This window comes from Desulfoscipio sp. XC116 (assembly GCF_039851975.1).
Taxonomy (GTDB): Bacteria; Bacillota; Desulfotomaculia; order Desulfotomaculales; family Desulfallaceae; genus Sporotomaculum.
Genome location: NZ_CP156660.1, coordinates 2285714 through 2300535, shown reverse-complemented (window position 1 = coordinate 2300535; position 14822 = coordinate 2285714). Strand labels below are relative to the sequence as shown.

Annotated in this window: 18 protein-coding genes; 13 read left to right on the top strand and 5 right to left on the bottom strand. The window is 41.3% G+C overall.

What is annotated here, in order from left to right; all coding sequences use genetic code 11:
- Window positions 1-359: 359 nt before the first annotated feature.
- The gene (locus tag ABDB91_RS11035) at window positions 360-1241 is read left to right on the top strand and encodes a copper amine oxidase N-terminal domain-containing protein (RefSeq protein WP_347487759.1); all 882 of its coding nucleotides are present in this window, start codon (window positions 360-362) and stop codon (window positions 1239-1241) included.
- A gap of 61 nt (window positions 1242-1302) precedes the next feature.
- Here the strand turns inward: ABDB91_RS11035 and ABDB91_RS11030 are convergent, their stop codons facing one another.
- Window positions 1303-1965 carry a hypothetical protein gene (locus tag ABDB91_RS11030; RefSeq protein ID WP_347487758.1) on the bottom strand — a complete coding sequence of 221 codons (663 nt, stop codon included), beginning with the start codon at window positions 1963-1965 and terminating at the stop codon, window positions 1303-1305.
- Window positions 1966-2565: 600 nt separating this feature from the next.
- Here ABDB91_RS11030 and ABDB91_RS11025 point away from each other — a divergent pair.
- The 3 genes from ABDB91_RS11025 (at window position 2566) to ABDB91_RS11015 (ending at window position 4361) form a co-directional block, all read left to right on the top strand.
- A complete protein-coding gene (locus tag ABDB91_RS11025; RefSeq protein ID WP_347491582.1) occupies window positions 2566-3165 on the top strand; it encodes a sigma-70 family RNA polymerase sigma factor in 600 nt (199 codons plus the stop codon).
- Complete coding sequence (locus tag ABDB91_RS11020) at window positions 3122-3880, top strand: DUF4367 domain-containing protein (protein WP_347487756.1); 759 nt, start codon at window positions 3122-3124, stop codon at window positions 3878-3880. The genes ABDB91_RS11025 and ABDB91_RS11020 overlap by 44 nt, the downstream gene beginning before the upstream one ends.
- A 256-nt stretch (window positions 3881-4136) precedes the next feature.
- On the top strand, window positions 4137-4361 hold the full coding sequence (locus ABDB91_RS11015) for an SH3 domain-containing protein (protein ID WP_347487754.1): 225 nt from the start codon (window positions 4137-4139) through the stop codon (window positions 4359-4361).
- A gap of 118 nt (window positions 4362-4479) precedes the next feature.
- Here the strand turns inward: ABDB91_RS11015 and ABDB91_RS11010 are convergent, their stop codons facing one another.
- Window positions 4480-5040, bottom strand: a complete 561-nt coding sequence (locus ABDB91_RS11010; protein ID WP_347487753.1) for a DUF881 domain-containing protein — start codon at window positions 5038-5040, stop codon at window positions 4480-4482.
- Between the two features lie 1015 nt (window positions 5041-6055).
- Here ABDB91_RS11010 and ABDB91_RS11005 point away from each other — a divergent pair.
- The 7 genes from ABDB91_RS11005 to ABDB91_RS10975 all read left to right on the top strand — a co-directional run bounded on the left by ABDB91_RS11005 (window position 6056) and on the right by ABDB91_RS10975 (window position 11525).
- Complete coding sequence (locus tag ABDB91_RS11005; RefSeq protein ID WP_347487752.1) at window positions 6056-6610, top strand: sigma-70 family RNA polymerase sigma factor; 555 nt, start codon at window positions 6056-6058, stop codon at window positions 6608-6610.
- A gap of 1 nt (window position 6611) precedes the next feature.
- Window positions 6612-7016: a phage holin family protein gene (locus ABDB91_RS11000; protein ID WP_347487750.1), complete on the top strand. Its 405-nt coding sequence runs from the start codon at window positions 6612-6614 to the stop codon at window positions 7014-7016.
- Between the two features lie 391 nt (window positions 7017-7407).
- Complete coding sequence (locus ABDB91_RS10995) at window positions 7408-8688, top strand: IS110 family transposase (protein WP_347487749.1); 1281 nt, start codon at window positions 7408-7410, stop codon at window positions 8686-8688.
- 261 nt (window positions 8689-8949) lie between these two features.
- Window positions 8950-9132, top strand: coding sequence for a hypothetical protein (locus tag ABDB91_RS10990; protein ID WP_347487748.1), 183 nt, complete (start codon window positions 8950-8952; stop codon window positions 9130-9132).
- Between the two features lie 26 nt (window positions 9133-9158).
- A complete protein-coding gene (locus ABDB91_RS10985; RefSeq protein ID WP_347487747.1) occupies window positions 9159-9593 on the top strand; it encodes a hypothetical protein in 435 nt (144 codons plus the stop codon).
- Between the two features lie 82 nt (window positions 9594-9675).
- A complete protein-coding gene (locus ABDB91_RS10980) occupies window positions 9676-10836 on the top strand; it encodes a copper amine oxidase N-terminal domain-containing protein (protein ID WP_347487746.1) in 1161 nt (386 codons plus the stop codon).
- A gap of 194 nt (window positions 10837-11030) precedes the next feature.
- On the top strand, window positions 11031-11525 hold the full coding sequence (locus tag ABDB91_RS10975; protein ID WP_347487745.1) for a hypothetical protein: 495 nt from the start codon (window positions 11031-11033) through the stop codon (window positions 11523-11525).
- Window positions 11526-11585: 60 nt separating this feature from the next.
- Here the strand turns inward: ABDB91_RS10975 and ABDB91_RS10970 are convergent, their stop codons facing one another.
- Genes ABDB91_RS10970 through ABDB91_RS10960 form a run of 3 tightly spaced genes read right to left on the bottom strand, consistent with a single transcriptional unit; the run spans window position 11586 to window position 14197 of the window.
- On the bottom strand, window positions 11586-12386 hold the full coding sequence (locus ABDB91_RS10970) for an AAA family ATPase (RefSeq protein ID WP_347487743.1): 801 nt from the start codon (window positions 12384-12386) through the stop codon (window positions 11586-11588).
- Window positions 12379-13731 (bottom strand): DDE-type integrase/transposase/recombinase, encoded by a 1353-nt coding sequence (locus ABDB91_RS10965; RefSeq protein WP_347487742.1) that lies wholly within the window; start codon window positions 13729-13731, stop codon window positions 12379-12381. Before ABDB91_RS10965 ends, ABDB91_RS10970 begins: the two co-directional genes overlap by 8 nt.
- Window positions 13732-13780: 49 nt before the next feature.
- Entirely contained in the window at window positions 13781-14197 is a 417-nt protein-coding gene (locus ABDB91_RS10960; RefSeq protein ID WP_347491526.1) for a DUF6431 domain-containing protein, read from the bottom strand.
- Between ABDB91_RS10960 and ABDB91_RS10955 the strand changes: the two genes are divergently transcribed.
- Entirely contained in the window at window positions 14126-14326 is a 201-nt protein-coding gene (locus ABDB91_RS10955; protein ID WP_347491677.1) for a hypothetical protein, read from the top strand. The two genes, ABDB91_RS10960 and ABDB91_RS10955, sit on opposite strands and share 72 nt — an antisense overlap.
- Window positions 14323-14676: a hypothetical protein gene (locus tag ABDB91_RS10950; RefSeq protein WP_347487740.1), complete on the top strand. Its 354-nt coding sequence runs from the start codon at window positions 14323-14325 to the stop codon at window positions 14674-14676. The genes ABDB91_RS10955 and ABDB91_RS10950 overlap by 4 nt, the downstream gene beginning before the upstream one ends.
- Window positions 14677-14822 lie beyond the last annotated feature (146 nt).

The window sequence follows — 14822 nt, the reverse complement described above, 5'->3', positions numbered from 1 at the left end:
TTCGTTGTTAAGTCCAGGTATCAACTCGTCAGGGAAAGCTGCCTGTATAGGACGAAAACGTTGAGAAACTTAAATAATCTGAATGGAAGTCATTTGAACAACAGGTACCGGTAGCATCAGAAGAGAACAAATTGGAATTTAATGACGTTGCCCTTCTAAATTTTTATCAATATAATCATAGATAAATCATAGATAAAAATTTAATCACCAGCATAATGACTTTTAGTAATCTTTTCTAGTATAGAAGACATGAATGCTAAAAAAGGGGACACTAATTCAAAAGAACGCCCCACTTACCAAAGTATGTAATAATTATGCTTAACGTCATGAATTTATCAAAGAAAATGGAGGATACTACGGTGAAGAAAAAAGGGATTATACTAATCTTAGCTTTAGTGCTGGGCATGCAAAATTTTGCAGCCCCTGCGTTTGCCGCAGTAAATACTCTTTCCCGTCCAGCGGAAATTAACGTTAACGGGGAATTTGTACAGACGGATACCCATCCTGTGCTTAGCAGCGGGCGGCTGCTTGTTCCAATAAGAGCGCTCTCTTCACTGGGACTGACCTACACCTGGGATAGTAAGACAAATACAGCGACCATTTCCGATCAAAGCAGCAACTTTGTTAAAGTCACCATCAACAGTAAGACTGCCTATAAAAATTCGACTGCAATCCAACTGGACGTGTCGGCTCAAATACAGAACAATCGTGTCTTTGTCCCCGTACGTTTCGTAGCGGAAGCGTTGGGTTATAACGTTCAATATGAAGCGCTTAGGGATATTGTTTTTGTTAAATCAGCAGACTACACCATGAATTCTGACGTGTTGACTCAGACTGACGATTTGCAAGCTGCGCGCAAAGCGGCTATCTCATTGCCCTTGACAGCAAACTTTGAAATCTTAAGCTTCAAGGACCCTAAGACATATGATAGTGAGGATTATGTTTTCCCTGAAGGGAAAGCGGATAATTACATTTTTTCGGATTCTCGCGTTCAGTCCTTTGTAGAAATTAAAAACGGAAAAGCAGAGGTTGTCGGGCAAATTCTTGATGGCGCCCTGGGGGAACCTTATGTGAAAACGGCTGGAGATATTACGATTACGAGGATTCCCGCTAGTCGCGGTTCTGTTTGTTTTGGAAGGATAGGAGACAAAACAATTGCCAATTATGGAGAATTAGGGCGAGTTACAGGCAGTATGAAGATATACTCCGATTTGATCCTAAAACTACCGGCAAATATGTAACGGATCACAAATTGAAATTTATCAAAAAAAGCCCTGGAAATCAGGGCTTTTTTTAATAAATTTAACGTTTAAGGGAGGCAATGATTTTCCCGGTCGAGACTGAGCGCGTGTAATCGGCCGGTGTTCCGGTATGGGGATGACTGGCACTTGGCGTTGGCCAGAATTCCGTGGGGTCAGGACTTCCGGAAATGGTAACCCAGGTCCCGCTGCTGTTCCGATATTGGATATTGCTGCATGTCACTTGATAATGCAGCGTATTCCAGTTTGGAAGAGGACTTGGAACATTGGAGCCAAAGTCTTGATCACAGGCAGCGATAATAAGCCGTGCCGATGTTAAAGAACTAAACGTTCCCGTAGCCCCAACAAAGGTTTTGACCACTGTGCCGTTCACTTTGAAATTCAGTGTCTTTGAGGCATTGATTGAAAGTTCAACCGGCACAGCTGCACTACCTGCGATATTGTAACTGCCTCCGTCATTGGCGGAGCCAGTGTTCCAAAACCAATGCCATTTATCCTCATCTGCTTTGGATTTGTAAGTAGAAAGACCGCACTCATAGCCTGTACTCGAACCGATTACTGCAAGGTAAAAGTTAATAAAGCCGTTGCCGTTGGAGCCGCCAATCGAAGCTTGAGTCGGAAGCGTAATCGTTGTTTTAATTCCATACACAGTGCTTGGGGCGCACCAACGAATAACTTTTGCATATTCAGTTGCTGGAGTTCCCATTTTTAAGCCCTCCTAATTTTTCGTAATTTTTTTATTTTTAGATGGATTAAAATTTGTAGTTGTCATGAAAATTTCCTGCATCTTCTTGTTCCGGATATACGATTTAACTGAACCTGGCAATTGACGAGATCGGGAGGAGCGCGAAGAAATAAGTGTGATTGCATTACTATATTGGGTCTTATTAATATGGTAGAATCTAGACTTTTTGTTTTAAATGAATCACCTCTCCTTCGATTCTATTATTTTAATCAAAAACCATATTGGCTTTTGATTAAAACCAAGTTAACTTCTTTTTCCTCTGCAGTTCAAGAAGCATCTGCTCGAACGGAGCTGCGGCACATCCAAGCCGATGGTATTGTGATAATTGTTGTCTAAAATCAAATTGGATTCAGGTATATTTTTGATATGCAATATTTTCCTTTAAAGCTTTCTTATCTATATAGACAATCTAAAAAAACATTTGCAACACTCATTTCTAAATTTTTCTATAATTTTTTTATCAAGTCATACTTTAGCTCACTGAAGATGTTTTGTTTATTGTCGCCAATTACTCTCTAAATGCCTGTATAATCAATAACAAAGGGTGTGATGCAAGTGATCATGATGATAATAGCCGCAATAGTAGGCGAAGATGACAAGGCTTTTATGCTGAACTTATATCGAGATTATTATGGTATTGTAAGAAAGACTGTTTATAATATTACCCATGATGCGGACAATGTGGAAGATTTAATTAACGATACTTTCATGAAATTAATTGAAAAGATATCTTTAATTCGGACTCTAGACAGTTGCAAGATAGCTGCTTACGTTGTCTATACTTCCAGGAGCGTGGCAATTAACTTTGTAAAACGCAGAGATGTACAGAAAAAACATGCGTATTATGGAGAAGATATGGATCTGGCCGGGAAGGTTCCCAGCCTTGAAAACACCACGGAAGATAGGATTATTCATCAGGAAGAGATGGAAGAAATAAGGAATGCCATATTAAGGCTTCCGAAAAAGCAGAAAGATCTATTGTATTTTAAATACATATTGGGAATGACTGATGCGGAAATATCAGAAACTTTCGGGATAGTTCCCGGCAGTGTGCGGCAATATTCGACAAGGGCCCGAAGAGAAGCCCAAAAACTCATGGATAAGGAGATGAGTATGCGTGCCGAAGAACAACCCGGAACAAATTCGAAAAAAACTTTATGAGGAATATGAAGATAGTCTGTTTAAATTGATTATGCACGACGTTGCGGAAAAAGAAGGAAAACTTTTTTTGGAAGAAAAAGAGAAGCTAAAAAATGCCGTGGAATTCCTGCCTTCCGCAGAAGCATTCAAAAGGTTTAGCCAACAACTGGACGCTCATTTAAAAAAGCCGCTGACTTATGCCAGAACACAACGTATTTTTAAGGCCTTAAACAGATTTGCTGTAGCCATGCTGATTGTGATTGTTCTATCGTCTATTGCCGTGACGAGCGTAGAAGCATTGAAAGTCAGGGTATTGAATTTATTGATGGATATCCAACCGGAATATACGTCCCTTGAATTAAAGGACAACGGTTCGGATAGTGGCAGTTTAATTATAAACTGCCATAAAGCTTATATCCCGACCTATATACCGGCCGGATTTAAAGTCAGTGCTATTTCCAACGGTAAACTTTTAAGAAAAATCGAATTCAAAAATCAGCAGGGTTCTTTTATCACTTATACGGAATTAAGCGAAGGCAGCAAGCCTGCGCTGGATACGGAGAATGCTTCCATCTTTGAAACGGTAGATATCAACGGGCATGAGGGAACGCTTGTAGTCAAAGACTCCCTGGTTACAATCATCTGGGGAATGAATAACCGTATGTTTGTGATTCGGGCACAGACGGGAAAGGACACGGCGATAAAGGTGGCCGAAGGGGTGGAATATATAGATTAACGAAGGGGGAAAATATAGTCTTATTAATCTTGAAATTAATAGCCCAATAAAGCCTCCAGTATCATTGTGAATTGATGGCTCGGAGGTTTTTTTATTCTGTGAAATAAATGGGTGTTATTTAATTAGGAACTATCTTCATAAAAAGTTTTTATTTAAGAGGGTTTACATTTAAGCCTAAAAGTTGTCTTTATTCAGTGAGAAGAAAATAACCGGTTAAAAATTCTCAATTAGATTTTAAAGAAAGGAGTGTTGCATTATGAGAGGTTACGCTGCTTCAAGATATTTACTTTACGAAGGACCAGCTAATAGAGGTTCGGAGTGGCCTGTAACTGTTACGCTGGAAGACCCTGAAAGTTATTTAAATGTTCGGTCGGGGCCCGGGACAAATTATGATATTATTGGAAAGTTATCTGATGGACAGATAATAACAGAATATCTAGATCGGTCTCTTCCAATAGGTTGGTCACTCATTCGTTTTTGATACTACCGGTTTAGCTACCTTACCCGGTGGTTGCCGAAACAAACTAAAAAATCTCCTTCCTGGCTCTTAGTCAGGAAGGAGATTTTTAATTATATTCCCACAAAAACCAACGAATTCTTTAATTTTTTACTGGCTTGGCAAACCGAAAATATATGTTTTCTTTATATTTGGGTATTAACAATTTGTCTTCCTTTTCTATTTTTACCCCCACATCATTGCGTAATAAACCAACATAGCTTTTGTCTGCTTTTAATGCATCACTTAGAGCATCAGGATCTCCTATAGCTTTGATAATAAAGGGACTGTTATAATCATTGTTATTTACTTTAATCGACATTCCATTTGCTTTTATTTTGCTTGTGGAAATCAACCATTCATCATTGATAGAAATAACTTCTGCTCCTGCAGCGTTTAATTGGTTTACAACTGCTATAATGTCTTCATCGTGAACAATATAGCGCATATCGTTTTTATTGGATTCATTATCTGTAAATGTTATGCTAATACCTTTACCTTCAACATCTATTGCTCCTGAAAGTATTTGAATACTTTCAGAATTCTGTTCTGATGGTGTTTCTGTGTCTGTGCATCCCATTATTACCCCAAATGTTATCATTAATAAGAATATTGGTATTAAAACCATAAATCTTCGTAAATTTGGCTTAGATGTTAATGTCATGTGCTATTATCTCTCCTCAATTTATATTTTCTAGATTGCTTTTAAATTTTTCCTATATTATTTTTGGTAATTTCTATAAAATAAGTCCCCTAGTAGCATTGTTATATTTAGCAAAGAGCTTTGCTATTTTGCAGTAACGCACCTGATAATTATTTTTAAGTTATACCATATTTATGCATAATAGTAAATCCCGACTTTTTACTGCTTTATTGCTAAAATGTGTACTATATATTTAGAAATATCAGTTTCGTTTACTTTACTTTGCGTTACACCATGTAGATCCCCTCATTTCCTGGAATTTCTTTAAACTTGCGGGTAATTCATTCTACCGATTGAGAACCGCCAATAAAACTAATTATAGTTAAATATTGCCAACGTTTTGTATTTGCCCAAAGATTGTAAAAGCCTAGTTAATATATTTCTTCTGTTGAATAAAAAGATTGTTTTCAAGCAATTTATCAAGCCCTGCGCTTATTAGCCATATGTGCTTAAAATTGGACATTGTACTTTTACTATTAAAAGACAACCAATGAGGCTTTTTGCAACACCTATTTAAAAAGTTTTTTAAATTTTTTGTTTACAATATGCTTTCTTCTTTCTCTTTATTATGGTGAACAACTTCTGTGTCTTTTCCCTGTTTGGGGAAGACTTATTTTTTTATTTTTCTGTGTAAAGCGGAGGAAAAGTAGAAAAGTATAAAAGGAAATGTTGCAAATTAATTCTTGGATTGTCTTATATAGATATAAGAAAAGATAAAAATGTAAATAACTCATTATTGAGTCATTAAAGTAAATATATGGGATGAACGGTATGCTATTTGCTGGCAATAAATTGCGTTTCCTAACGTAAAAATATTATATCTCAAAGAGTGTAAAAGGGCAGGAAAGCAGTTAAATTGCTGCGATTCCTGTTCCTTTTTTATTGAAGAAGGTGAAATTGATGTTGGAAAATTAATTTTTAGGGTTTACAAAGTTTGGCATTCCATCTCTTTAGCAGTCGAAGGGTGGTGTGCCTAATGACTAAGGATCTGGTTGTCCAATCACAAACAGGTGATAGCAGTGCTACTTTAAGACTAATTGGAAAATTCGATCCATTATTAAAAAAGTATGCTTATAAGCTTTATTATGATGATGCTTATAATGATCTCCTTTTTGATTTCATCGAGTTTCTCAATAATATTCGGATTGATTGTATGCGCGATACGAGTGAGGGAATCCTTATTTCTTATATGTGTACTTCTATTCGCAGTAACTATATAAAAAGGTTGCTGGCCATGAAAAGAGTTCAGGATTTTGTGCCGTATTCGGCTCTTAGCGATAGCGAACTATATTATGCCGAAGCTGCATTGGCTACCACTGACTCATATTTAAAACTAGAATTGACGGGTATTGATCATGTGCTGACTGAATCGGAATTATCCATCGTCAAGATGGTCTATCTGTTGGGCTATACAGTGACGGAGACTGCAGGTATTTATAAAATTAGTAGACAAGCAGTCAACCAGACGGAAAAACGAGCTTTACAAAAATTAAAAAAATGGTTTGAAAAAAACTTGCATAGGGTGAGCTAAAATGGATACGTTTGTAAACAATTTTAAAATAATAATTGTTCTTTTAGGATGTATTTTAGGATCTATAATAGGGGAAGTTGACTCTCTAATTTATGCGCTGGTTGCGTTTATGGCGATTGATTATTTAACCGGCTTGCTGTTGGCAATCTACGAGAAAAGAGTTTCAAGTAATATCGGATTTAAAGGTATCTCCAAAAAGGTATTGATATTTGCCTTGGTTGCACTAGGAAATATAATTGACCAATATATAATTGGTTCAGGCAGTTTTCTAAGAACAATGCTTATCATGTTTTATCTATCCAATGAAGGTATTAGCATACTCGAAAACGCCGCAAGAATGGAGATACCGTTTCCGCAAAAGCTCAAAGACATTCTCTTAAAGATTGATGGTACAGATAAAAAATGACTTCAATGGTTACATTTCTTCTAATTTTAAAAATAATAAGTATCAACGGGGTATGAGAGAACGCTTATAGTGAAACACTTCCTGGTTATAACTATTTCAGGAATAAGTAACCGTATGTTTATGATTTGGGCACAGACGGAAAAAGATACGGCGATAAAGGTGGCCGGAGGAGTGAAATATATAAATTTAACGAAGGAAAAATATAAATAAGGAAAGAAATCTTGTTGCAAAAAACCTTCTTGGTTGTCTTTATTATTGAAAGACATTTAAAAGGAGCATTCCTGTAATCATTAAAAACGACCTTTGAAAAAAGAGACGCCCATCAATACAATGGTAATGTGCTAATCCCGCAAAAGAAGGCACAAAACCAAAATTGAGGAGGCGCCTCTACATGAAGCGTACACAAAACGAGAAGATTATGCAAATCAGAATTGAAACCTTGGTAGTCGGAATCGACATTGGGAAAGAAACCCACTACGCCAGAGCCTTTGATTACAGAGGGATTGAACTGGGTAAGCTGCTGAAATTCAGCAACACGGCGGAAGGATTTAAACTCCTGGACCGATGGATGCAGGACATTTGCAAGCAGCAAGGAAAGTCGGAAATCATCGCCGGCTTTGAGCCCACTGGACATTACTGGTTTTCATTGGGTGACCATCTCAAGCGCCAAGGCCATAAACTGGCCATAGTCAACCCATTCCATGTCAAACGCACCAAGGAACTGGATGACAACAGCCCCACCAAGAATGACCGCAAGGACCCGAAGACAATCGCCATGCTGGTGAAAGACGGGCGTTACCGGGAGGTGTACATCCCGGACAAGATCTATCAAGAACTACGGGAAGCGGTGGATGAAAGAGAGCGGCTGCAAAAGCAGCTAACTGCTATCCACAACAGGGTTGTTCGCTGGCTGGATATCCGGTTTCCAGAGTTTGACGGTGTATTCAAGAAATGGACAGGAAAAACGGCGCTTCTGACGCTTCGGATATATTCTACACCAGCCAAGGTTTTGGAAGCCGGCGCGGACAAAATACTGGCCACCTGGAGGACAGTTGTAAAGCGCTCTGTGGGCATAAAAAGAGCACAAGCGCTGGTAAAAGCTGCAACCAACAGCATTGGCAGAACCAACGGCCATGTAGCTTCAGAAGCCAGCTTGCAGAACCTGCTTGCTGAGTACGAATTGTACTGTGTACAGCTTGAACGCTTGGAACAACTGATATTGGAACTGTTGCTTCAAGTTCCGAACGCAGTCAAACTCTTGGGCATCAAGGGAGTTGGTTTGGTTACAGCCACAACCTTTGTCGGTGAAACCGGTGATATCCACAGGTTCGAAGACCCACGGCAGATACAAAAGCTGGCCGGCTTCAACCTGGTAGAGAACAGTTCCGGCAAGCACAAAGGAAAGACCACCATCAGTCACCGGGGACGGAAGCGGTTACGACATGGGCTGTTCATGACCATGATCGCCATCCTGGGCAAGAATCCGGAGTTTAGGGAACTGCACCACCGCAACCTGACCAGGGAAAAGAACCCGCTAAACAAGATGCAATCCATTGTTGCCCTCTGTGGAAAACTCATCCGTGTATTCTACGCCATTCTCAGCAAGGGCGTTGATTACAATCCGGAGAAGATGATGGGCGATATTCAACAGTCGGTGAAAACAGCCGCATAAAGACGTAGAGACATCCTAACAAAACATAGAAACAACATAAGCACATCATCGCCGAGTGGAGAGTGCCGCAGCCCATCCAGACGATGATGTGAATGACCCAAACATTATCCACATGCTTTATAACGCACCTTGAGAACGGAGAGCCGGGACAGTCAGGTTGAATTTTTCCATTAGGGCAAAGACCCGGTTAAGGAGCATGACTGACGTTCCACCTCTTGGATAGGCAGGACGAAGGAATTTCGGGCGGAGACCCAGGAAGACATGGGAGGTTTGCTGCCGGGAGATGGTGTGGAATCCCACTGGCCACAATACAAAAAACACGCGGCCTTGGTGAAGGTCACACGCCATCATCCAGAATTACACATTGATGTAAATAACAAGAGACGAGCTCTCCAAGCACAAATTGAAAAACTAAGAAAAACGAAGGTATTTAAAGATAATTGAAGATTATTAAGGGAGGTTCTTATTTTATGAAAAGATCTATTTGCATGGGTATTTTTGTCCTTATGGCTGTCTTTTCCATCATCCCTGCTTATGCGGTTGACGGGACAAAAGAAGTAAAGACCCAAGAGTTAATAACTCCTCAATTCACGTACATTTCATTGTTAAGTCCAGGCTTATCTATCAATTCGTCGGGAAAAGCCACCTGCATGGGGCTTGCTTCAGCTTACAATAGTTCGCACACAACAAAGCTGACTGTCAAATTGCAAAAGTCTACCGGCAGTGGCTGGAGCACAATTAAGACATGGTCTGCGTCAGCGACCGGGGTCTCCATCGCCGATATAGAAGAGGATTATTACGTTGCTAGAGGCACCTATCAGGTATGTGCTACCGCTAAAGTTTATAATGCTTCTGGTAATTTGTTGGAAACTCAATCATTACATTCCGCTACGTCAACATATTGAATTAGTTGGCTATAATTATCAATTAAATATTTTATTTTAGTCTTTTATGTTAAAGTTGAAAAAAATAGTAGAGGAGAAGGATATGGTGGGGAAATATATGGGTTTTATGTTCATTGCTTTTTGGGGCTTATTTGCTATCTTTTCACCTATTGCGCATGCAGCTTCCCTCTTTGATTACAACATGAATTTATCGAAAGAAGATTTTACCGGTATTATCATTATGGAGATAGGACAAGAGAGATTCTTTGTAAACGGTAATGAGGCCAGTGGAGATAAGCCATTTGTTGAATATGGCCGTACCATGGCTCCACTGCGCACAATTGGCGAAGCTTTCGGCGCTAAGGTGGATTGGACTTCGCAAGATAATAAGGTTACTGTAATGCTAAATAGTCAAAAATTAGAACTTTTCTTAGGCAGCAAGAACATGTATGTTAATGGGGCCAAAAAAGAGTTAGACGTAGCAGCTAAAACCTACAGTGGCCGTACTTGTTTACCTTTGCGGGCTATTGGTGAAGCTTTAGGAAAATCGGTGAGTTATATTCAAGATTATAACCTAATTATTATAGCCGGCTCTCCTGAATGGATTGAAAATTATGATTATAATAGCTATTATACGCTATTTTCCTGGGTTATTGAAGGTAAAAAAATCTTATATGCAGACAACATCTTACTTGTTTATTATAAGAATGATGGAGAACTGTATTTGAAAAATTGGGGTAGTGGTATTAGTGAATATCATTTTAAAAGTTATAATCCGTATGAAGGTGCCCCATGTCATTGGTACAATATTTCAGGAAAAGAATACTTGGTCTTCCATAATGAGCCAGAAGGAGCCCCTTATGATTACATTTATTTGTTTAAAGATGGAAAACTAAAGCTAATTTATTCTGAAGCAATTTTTGATATAAAGTTTACCAATGATTATATGTATATTTTAGTTAGTGGTCCGGGAATCGACCAGTGGTTTGCTGTAGATGAACACAGTAATTTGCTGAAATTAAGTCTACAAGATTATAGTAGTGAATATATAGGCGTAAAGGGATATGTTTATGGTTGCATCTTGAAGGAAGGGCCCATTGGTAGTTTTACGGCTGAAAGGGATAATTGGCAAATTAAAGATGATGGTATTTATATTTCCGGTTTTTATAGTTTAGGTACTAGCGACTTTAAAGAGAAAAGAAATAACACTGGGCGTTACAAAGTCAGTTTAACAAGCCAGAGCCATGAAAAGCTGACTCCATAAAACGGATGTTCAAGCCGTATGCTAAATGATATATGAGTTTCGCACATAACTTCAAATATGGTAACTTCTCTTAAATTAAGCTCGGATGTAAACGGGCTTAATTTTTTTTTGGTGACCAACGTTTACATTTCAACCATTTTTTTGTCTTTATTATACATAGCCGGCTAAATAGAAATAAAAAGGAGATGCGGTAAATGAGTGAGACTACTGAGTATGCTAAATTAGTTAAAATTAAAACAGGTAATCTTGCCGATAAAGGTTTTCAAGCAAAAATAACTCTACCAAGTGGCAGTCCTGCTAAAACGTTACCATTAATATGGGACTATATTAATTTTTATGTTGGCATTGGTACCTATGAATGTGGCTTATCCTGTAAAGATCAAGATGGTTGGAAACAAAACGGCGTGTTAAAATGGCGTGTTTTCTCTAACGGAGAAGGAGTTCCGAAATATGGTAGTTTATATGCTGATGGAACTACCGTAAAAATATCTATAGAAAGAGATAGTCAGGACAAAGTAGTTTTTAAAGTAAATGACAGCCCGGTTAGGACTTTTAACAATACTTTACCAAGTGGCAGTTATAGCAACGAAGCTCGTTTAATTATTGCGTCTTATCAATCAACTGGAGTTGCTGTTCCGTTAGCGATTTGGAGTGTAATGTTACTGACGATCTGTAACGTCCAGCAATAGACGGTGTTAGTTGTCCGTGAATTGACGGACTTAGTGCCCACCGGCCCGGGGAAGGGAGAATTATAACAATTCTCCCTGGATAACCAACTTCACCATGTGATCATCAATAATCCGACGACCGTTTTGAGCTCCATAGAGCAAGCAATGGGTGCAGACTTTGTTAACAAGCCTGACTGCACCGCTGGAATACCGGAACACCTGATCAACCGCATTATCTGAAAAGATATCGTGTTCGGCGCCGGCATAAGCCAGGTGCCGATTAATATATTCCCCGACTTGGGAACGGTCCAGGTGCGGCAGTTTACACTGCAGGTCGATCCGTTGGCGGATGGCGGCGTACGCTTGAAGCTGGAACTTATCCCACAGTTCGCTCTGACCCACCAAGATCAGGGCCATAGGACTTTGGGCATCCATTTTAAAGTTCAACAAGAATCGTACCTCTTCCAGCATTTCTTTGTCCAAAAGATGCGCTTCGTCTACGATAACAACCGGCTGCAGTTGCTGAATACCGCGCATGAGTTCGACTTCCCGGTGCAACTGGCGCTTGGCGTCGCCGCGATAAAACTTGGCTTCACAGCCTAGCTGTTCCAATAGGCCCTTGTAGAAATGCCGGGGGGTAAGTTTGGAGTCCGCCAGATACATCACCATGAACATGGCCGGATTTAAAGAGGCCTTGAACAGGCGGATGGTGGTTGTTTTACCGGTACCGCAGTCACCGGTAACCACGGCGAAAAGTTGCCTACGGGCGGCATATTCCAATCGGCCCAGTGTCTCATCTAGCATCAGCGATTGGTACAACTGATCCGTTGGGATGTCCCGGGAGAACGGTGTTTTAGACAGGCCGTAGAAGGATTCAAACATGACTGTTATCCTCCTTGTTCACGGCTCTAAAAGAAATGGCTGGAGCCTGCTGCTCTTTACGCTGCTGGTTTTTCAGGGCGGCTGCAGCCAGGAGTCGCGACGATTCGGCGGGCTTGGGCTGCAGGTGTTCCGGCAGCGGGGGGCGTTTCCCGGCTCGCTGGCCGATTACTAACTGCCTAGCTGTCCAGGGTGCGTGCCCTTCATATTCAATAGTCAGTTCAGTGATGTTAGCGGGGTCGTAGATGACTTGCACTTTACACCCGATAAACGGCAGCCCGACTTCGTACTTATTGCCGTTAAAGCTGATGCAGCCAGCCTTGTCCACTTTCCGTTTTTCACAGTGCAAAAAGGCGTTAGCGATGGTTTGTGGATCCAAATACCTTAGTGCCTTGTTGTCACTGCGGTAGGCAGCATGCGGGCTGGCGCTACCATCTAGCCCGGAATGCGGCTTGTTGTGGTAGCACTCCTCCAGCCAGACCCAAAACAGCTCATTTAACTTGTCCAGCGATTGTGGTTTTTCCAGTTTGGCCTCGCCTAAGAAGGCGTCCACCACCCGGTTAAACCTTTCTACTTTACCGGTTGCCTCCGGAGAGTACGGTTTTGCAAATACTAGCCGGGTGCCTAATTTGCTGCAGGTGCGATGCATCCATTTAGTGCGATACTGGCTACCGTTGTCGAAATATACCGCTTCGGGAACTCCGTATTTGTGAATCGCTTTACGGAAGCAATCTTCTACAATGACCTGATCCAGCGTCGGGTAGAACTCGCCGTGCAGCACAAAGCGGGTGGCATCGTCGATGAAGGTGACCAGGTAGACCTGCTTTTTAGCGCCATCCTTGCCGATTGGCAGGTAGGGGCCGTATTTGATGTCGGAATGTACGAGCTGGTTGCGGTGCTTCTTTTGGAATCGCCGAGCCGCCACGCCGCTGTCGGAGTACATGCGCATCTGTCTTGTGCTGTAGCCTTTCTCGGCCAACTTCTCCTGCAGGGTGCTGCGTTTAATCCGCCCTTCCTGGATCAGCCCTTCCCATTCCATAATCTGAATGATCTGAGCGATGCTGCGACCGGGCACCTCACGACGCAACAGGATGGCCTGAGTTAGGATATTTGATGGTATAGCTTCTTCGGTTTGCCGGCCTTTGCCTTTAGGTTTTAGTCCCCTAAAGCCGACTGCCCGGTACTGGGCCAGGTATCTGCGCAGCGTACGCTCGGATAGTCCGGTCTGCTGGCAGATATCTTTCTTAATTTCCCTGATTTTGGCCGCATCAAGCCCGTCCGCTAGCAGCGGGGATAGTAGTTGCATCCGCTGAGCGGCAATCTCTTCGGCCTTTTGTTGGTCTTTCATGCTAAAACCCCCTAATTTTTAGGCTTAGCATGAGTTTATATCCTGACCGTCAGGACGGGAATGCAGAACGGGTATGTACCCAACAATTTGTGTTTGCCACTGATCGGACAACTCTGGCCAGCCAGCCGGTGGCGTTGCCAACATAGTCCCAAATCCTTGTGAGCGCAGACTGGGAAAGACAGGACGATTCTTTCACAGATTGGTTACCGAGTAAGGTAGCGATGGAGGCCAGGCAACCCAGGAAGTGATAATACATTTCACTAAACCAACTGCGCCAACGGCCTAATGTGGATTCGTCAGCGGTGACGGTCAGTGCGGTGTCTCCGGCTATGACCGCCTCAATGCTTTTTCTGCTGTGGCGTTTGTACGGGACGAGTATATCCGGAAGTTCGTGATGGATCCGACGGCAGTGTTCACAACGGAGCCGGCGAATGATGAGCACGATCTGATCGCCAAGGCCATTTATGTACTTGCGTTGCCGGCTGCCGATGACATCCAGTGGCCCGTTACAACAGGGACAGGGAATCTGCTCCGCGCTCTTTACAAAAAACACTTTTTTCAAGGTTTTCAATTAGCTCATATTCTGTTAAAATGACCATACGTGGTGGCGCCCCTGGTATTGCTGTTGCTGCAGCAGTACACCAAAAAAAGGGGCGTCTTTCCTTTCTTCATGATATGGTCATTATATATGGCAACTTCTGGACAGGCAACACCATCAGCTTTCGGGCATTACAGGGCGGCAGGAACAGTGTAAAGCATAATCAAGTATTTGCATCCGAAATGAAATATAAAAACAGTGCCAATACCTGGGTTAGTTTTACTAATGGGAACAACGTTACAAGAGAAGAATGGCCCAAAAAAGTCCCTACACCAGATGGCAGAAGATATATTTTGGAGAAATCCTATATTGGCAATGCTCAAGTGTATGCTTCTTTAAAGTTTTAAAGTGCTAAAATCTAATATTTAGAAAGTATAAGGTTGAGACAGAGTTAAGACCACTTCTAAAAGGGGTGGTCTTGACCCAGCCCTATAAGTGCTTAATACTTGACCTGCGCACTAGCTTTCACTTCGTTCAGGCCATGATGTTGCAT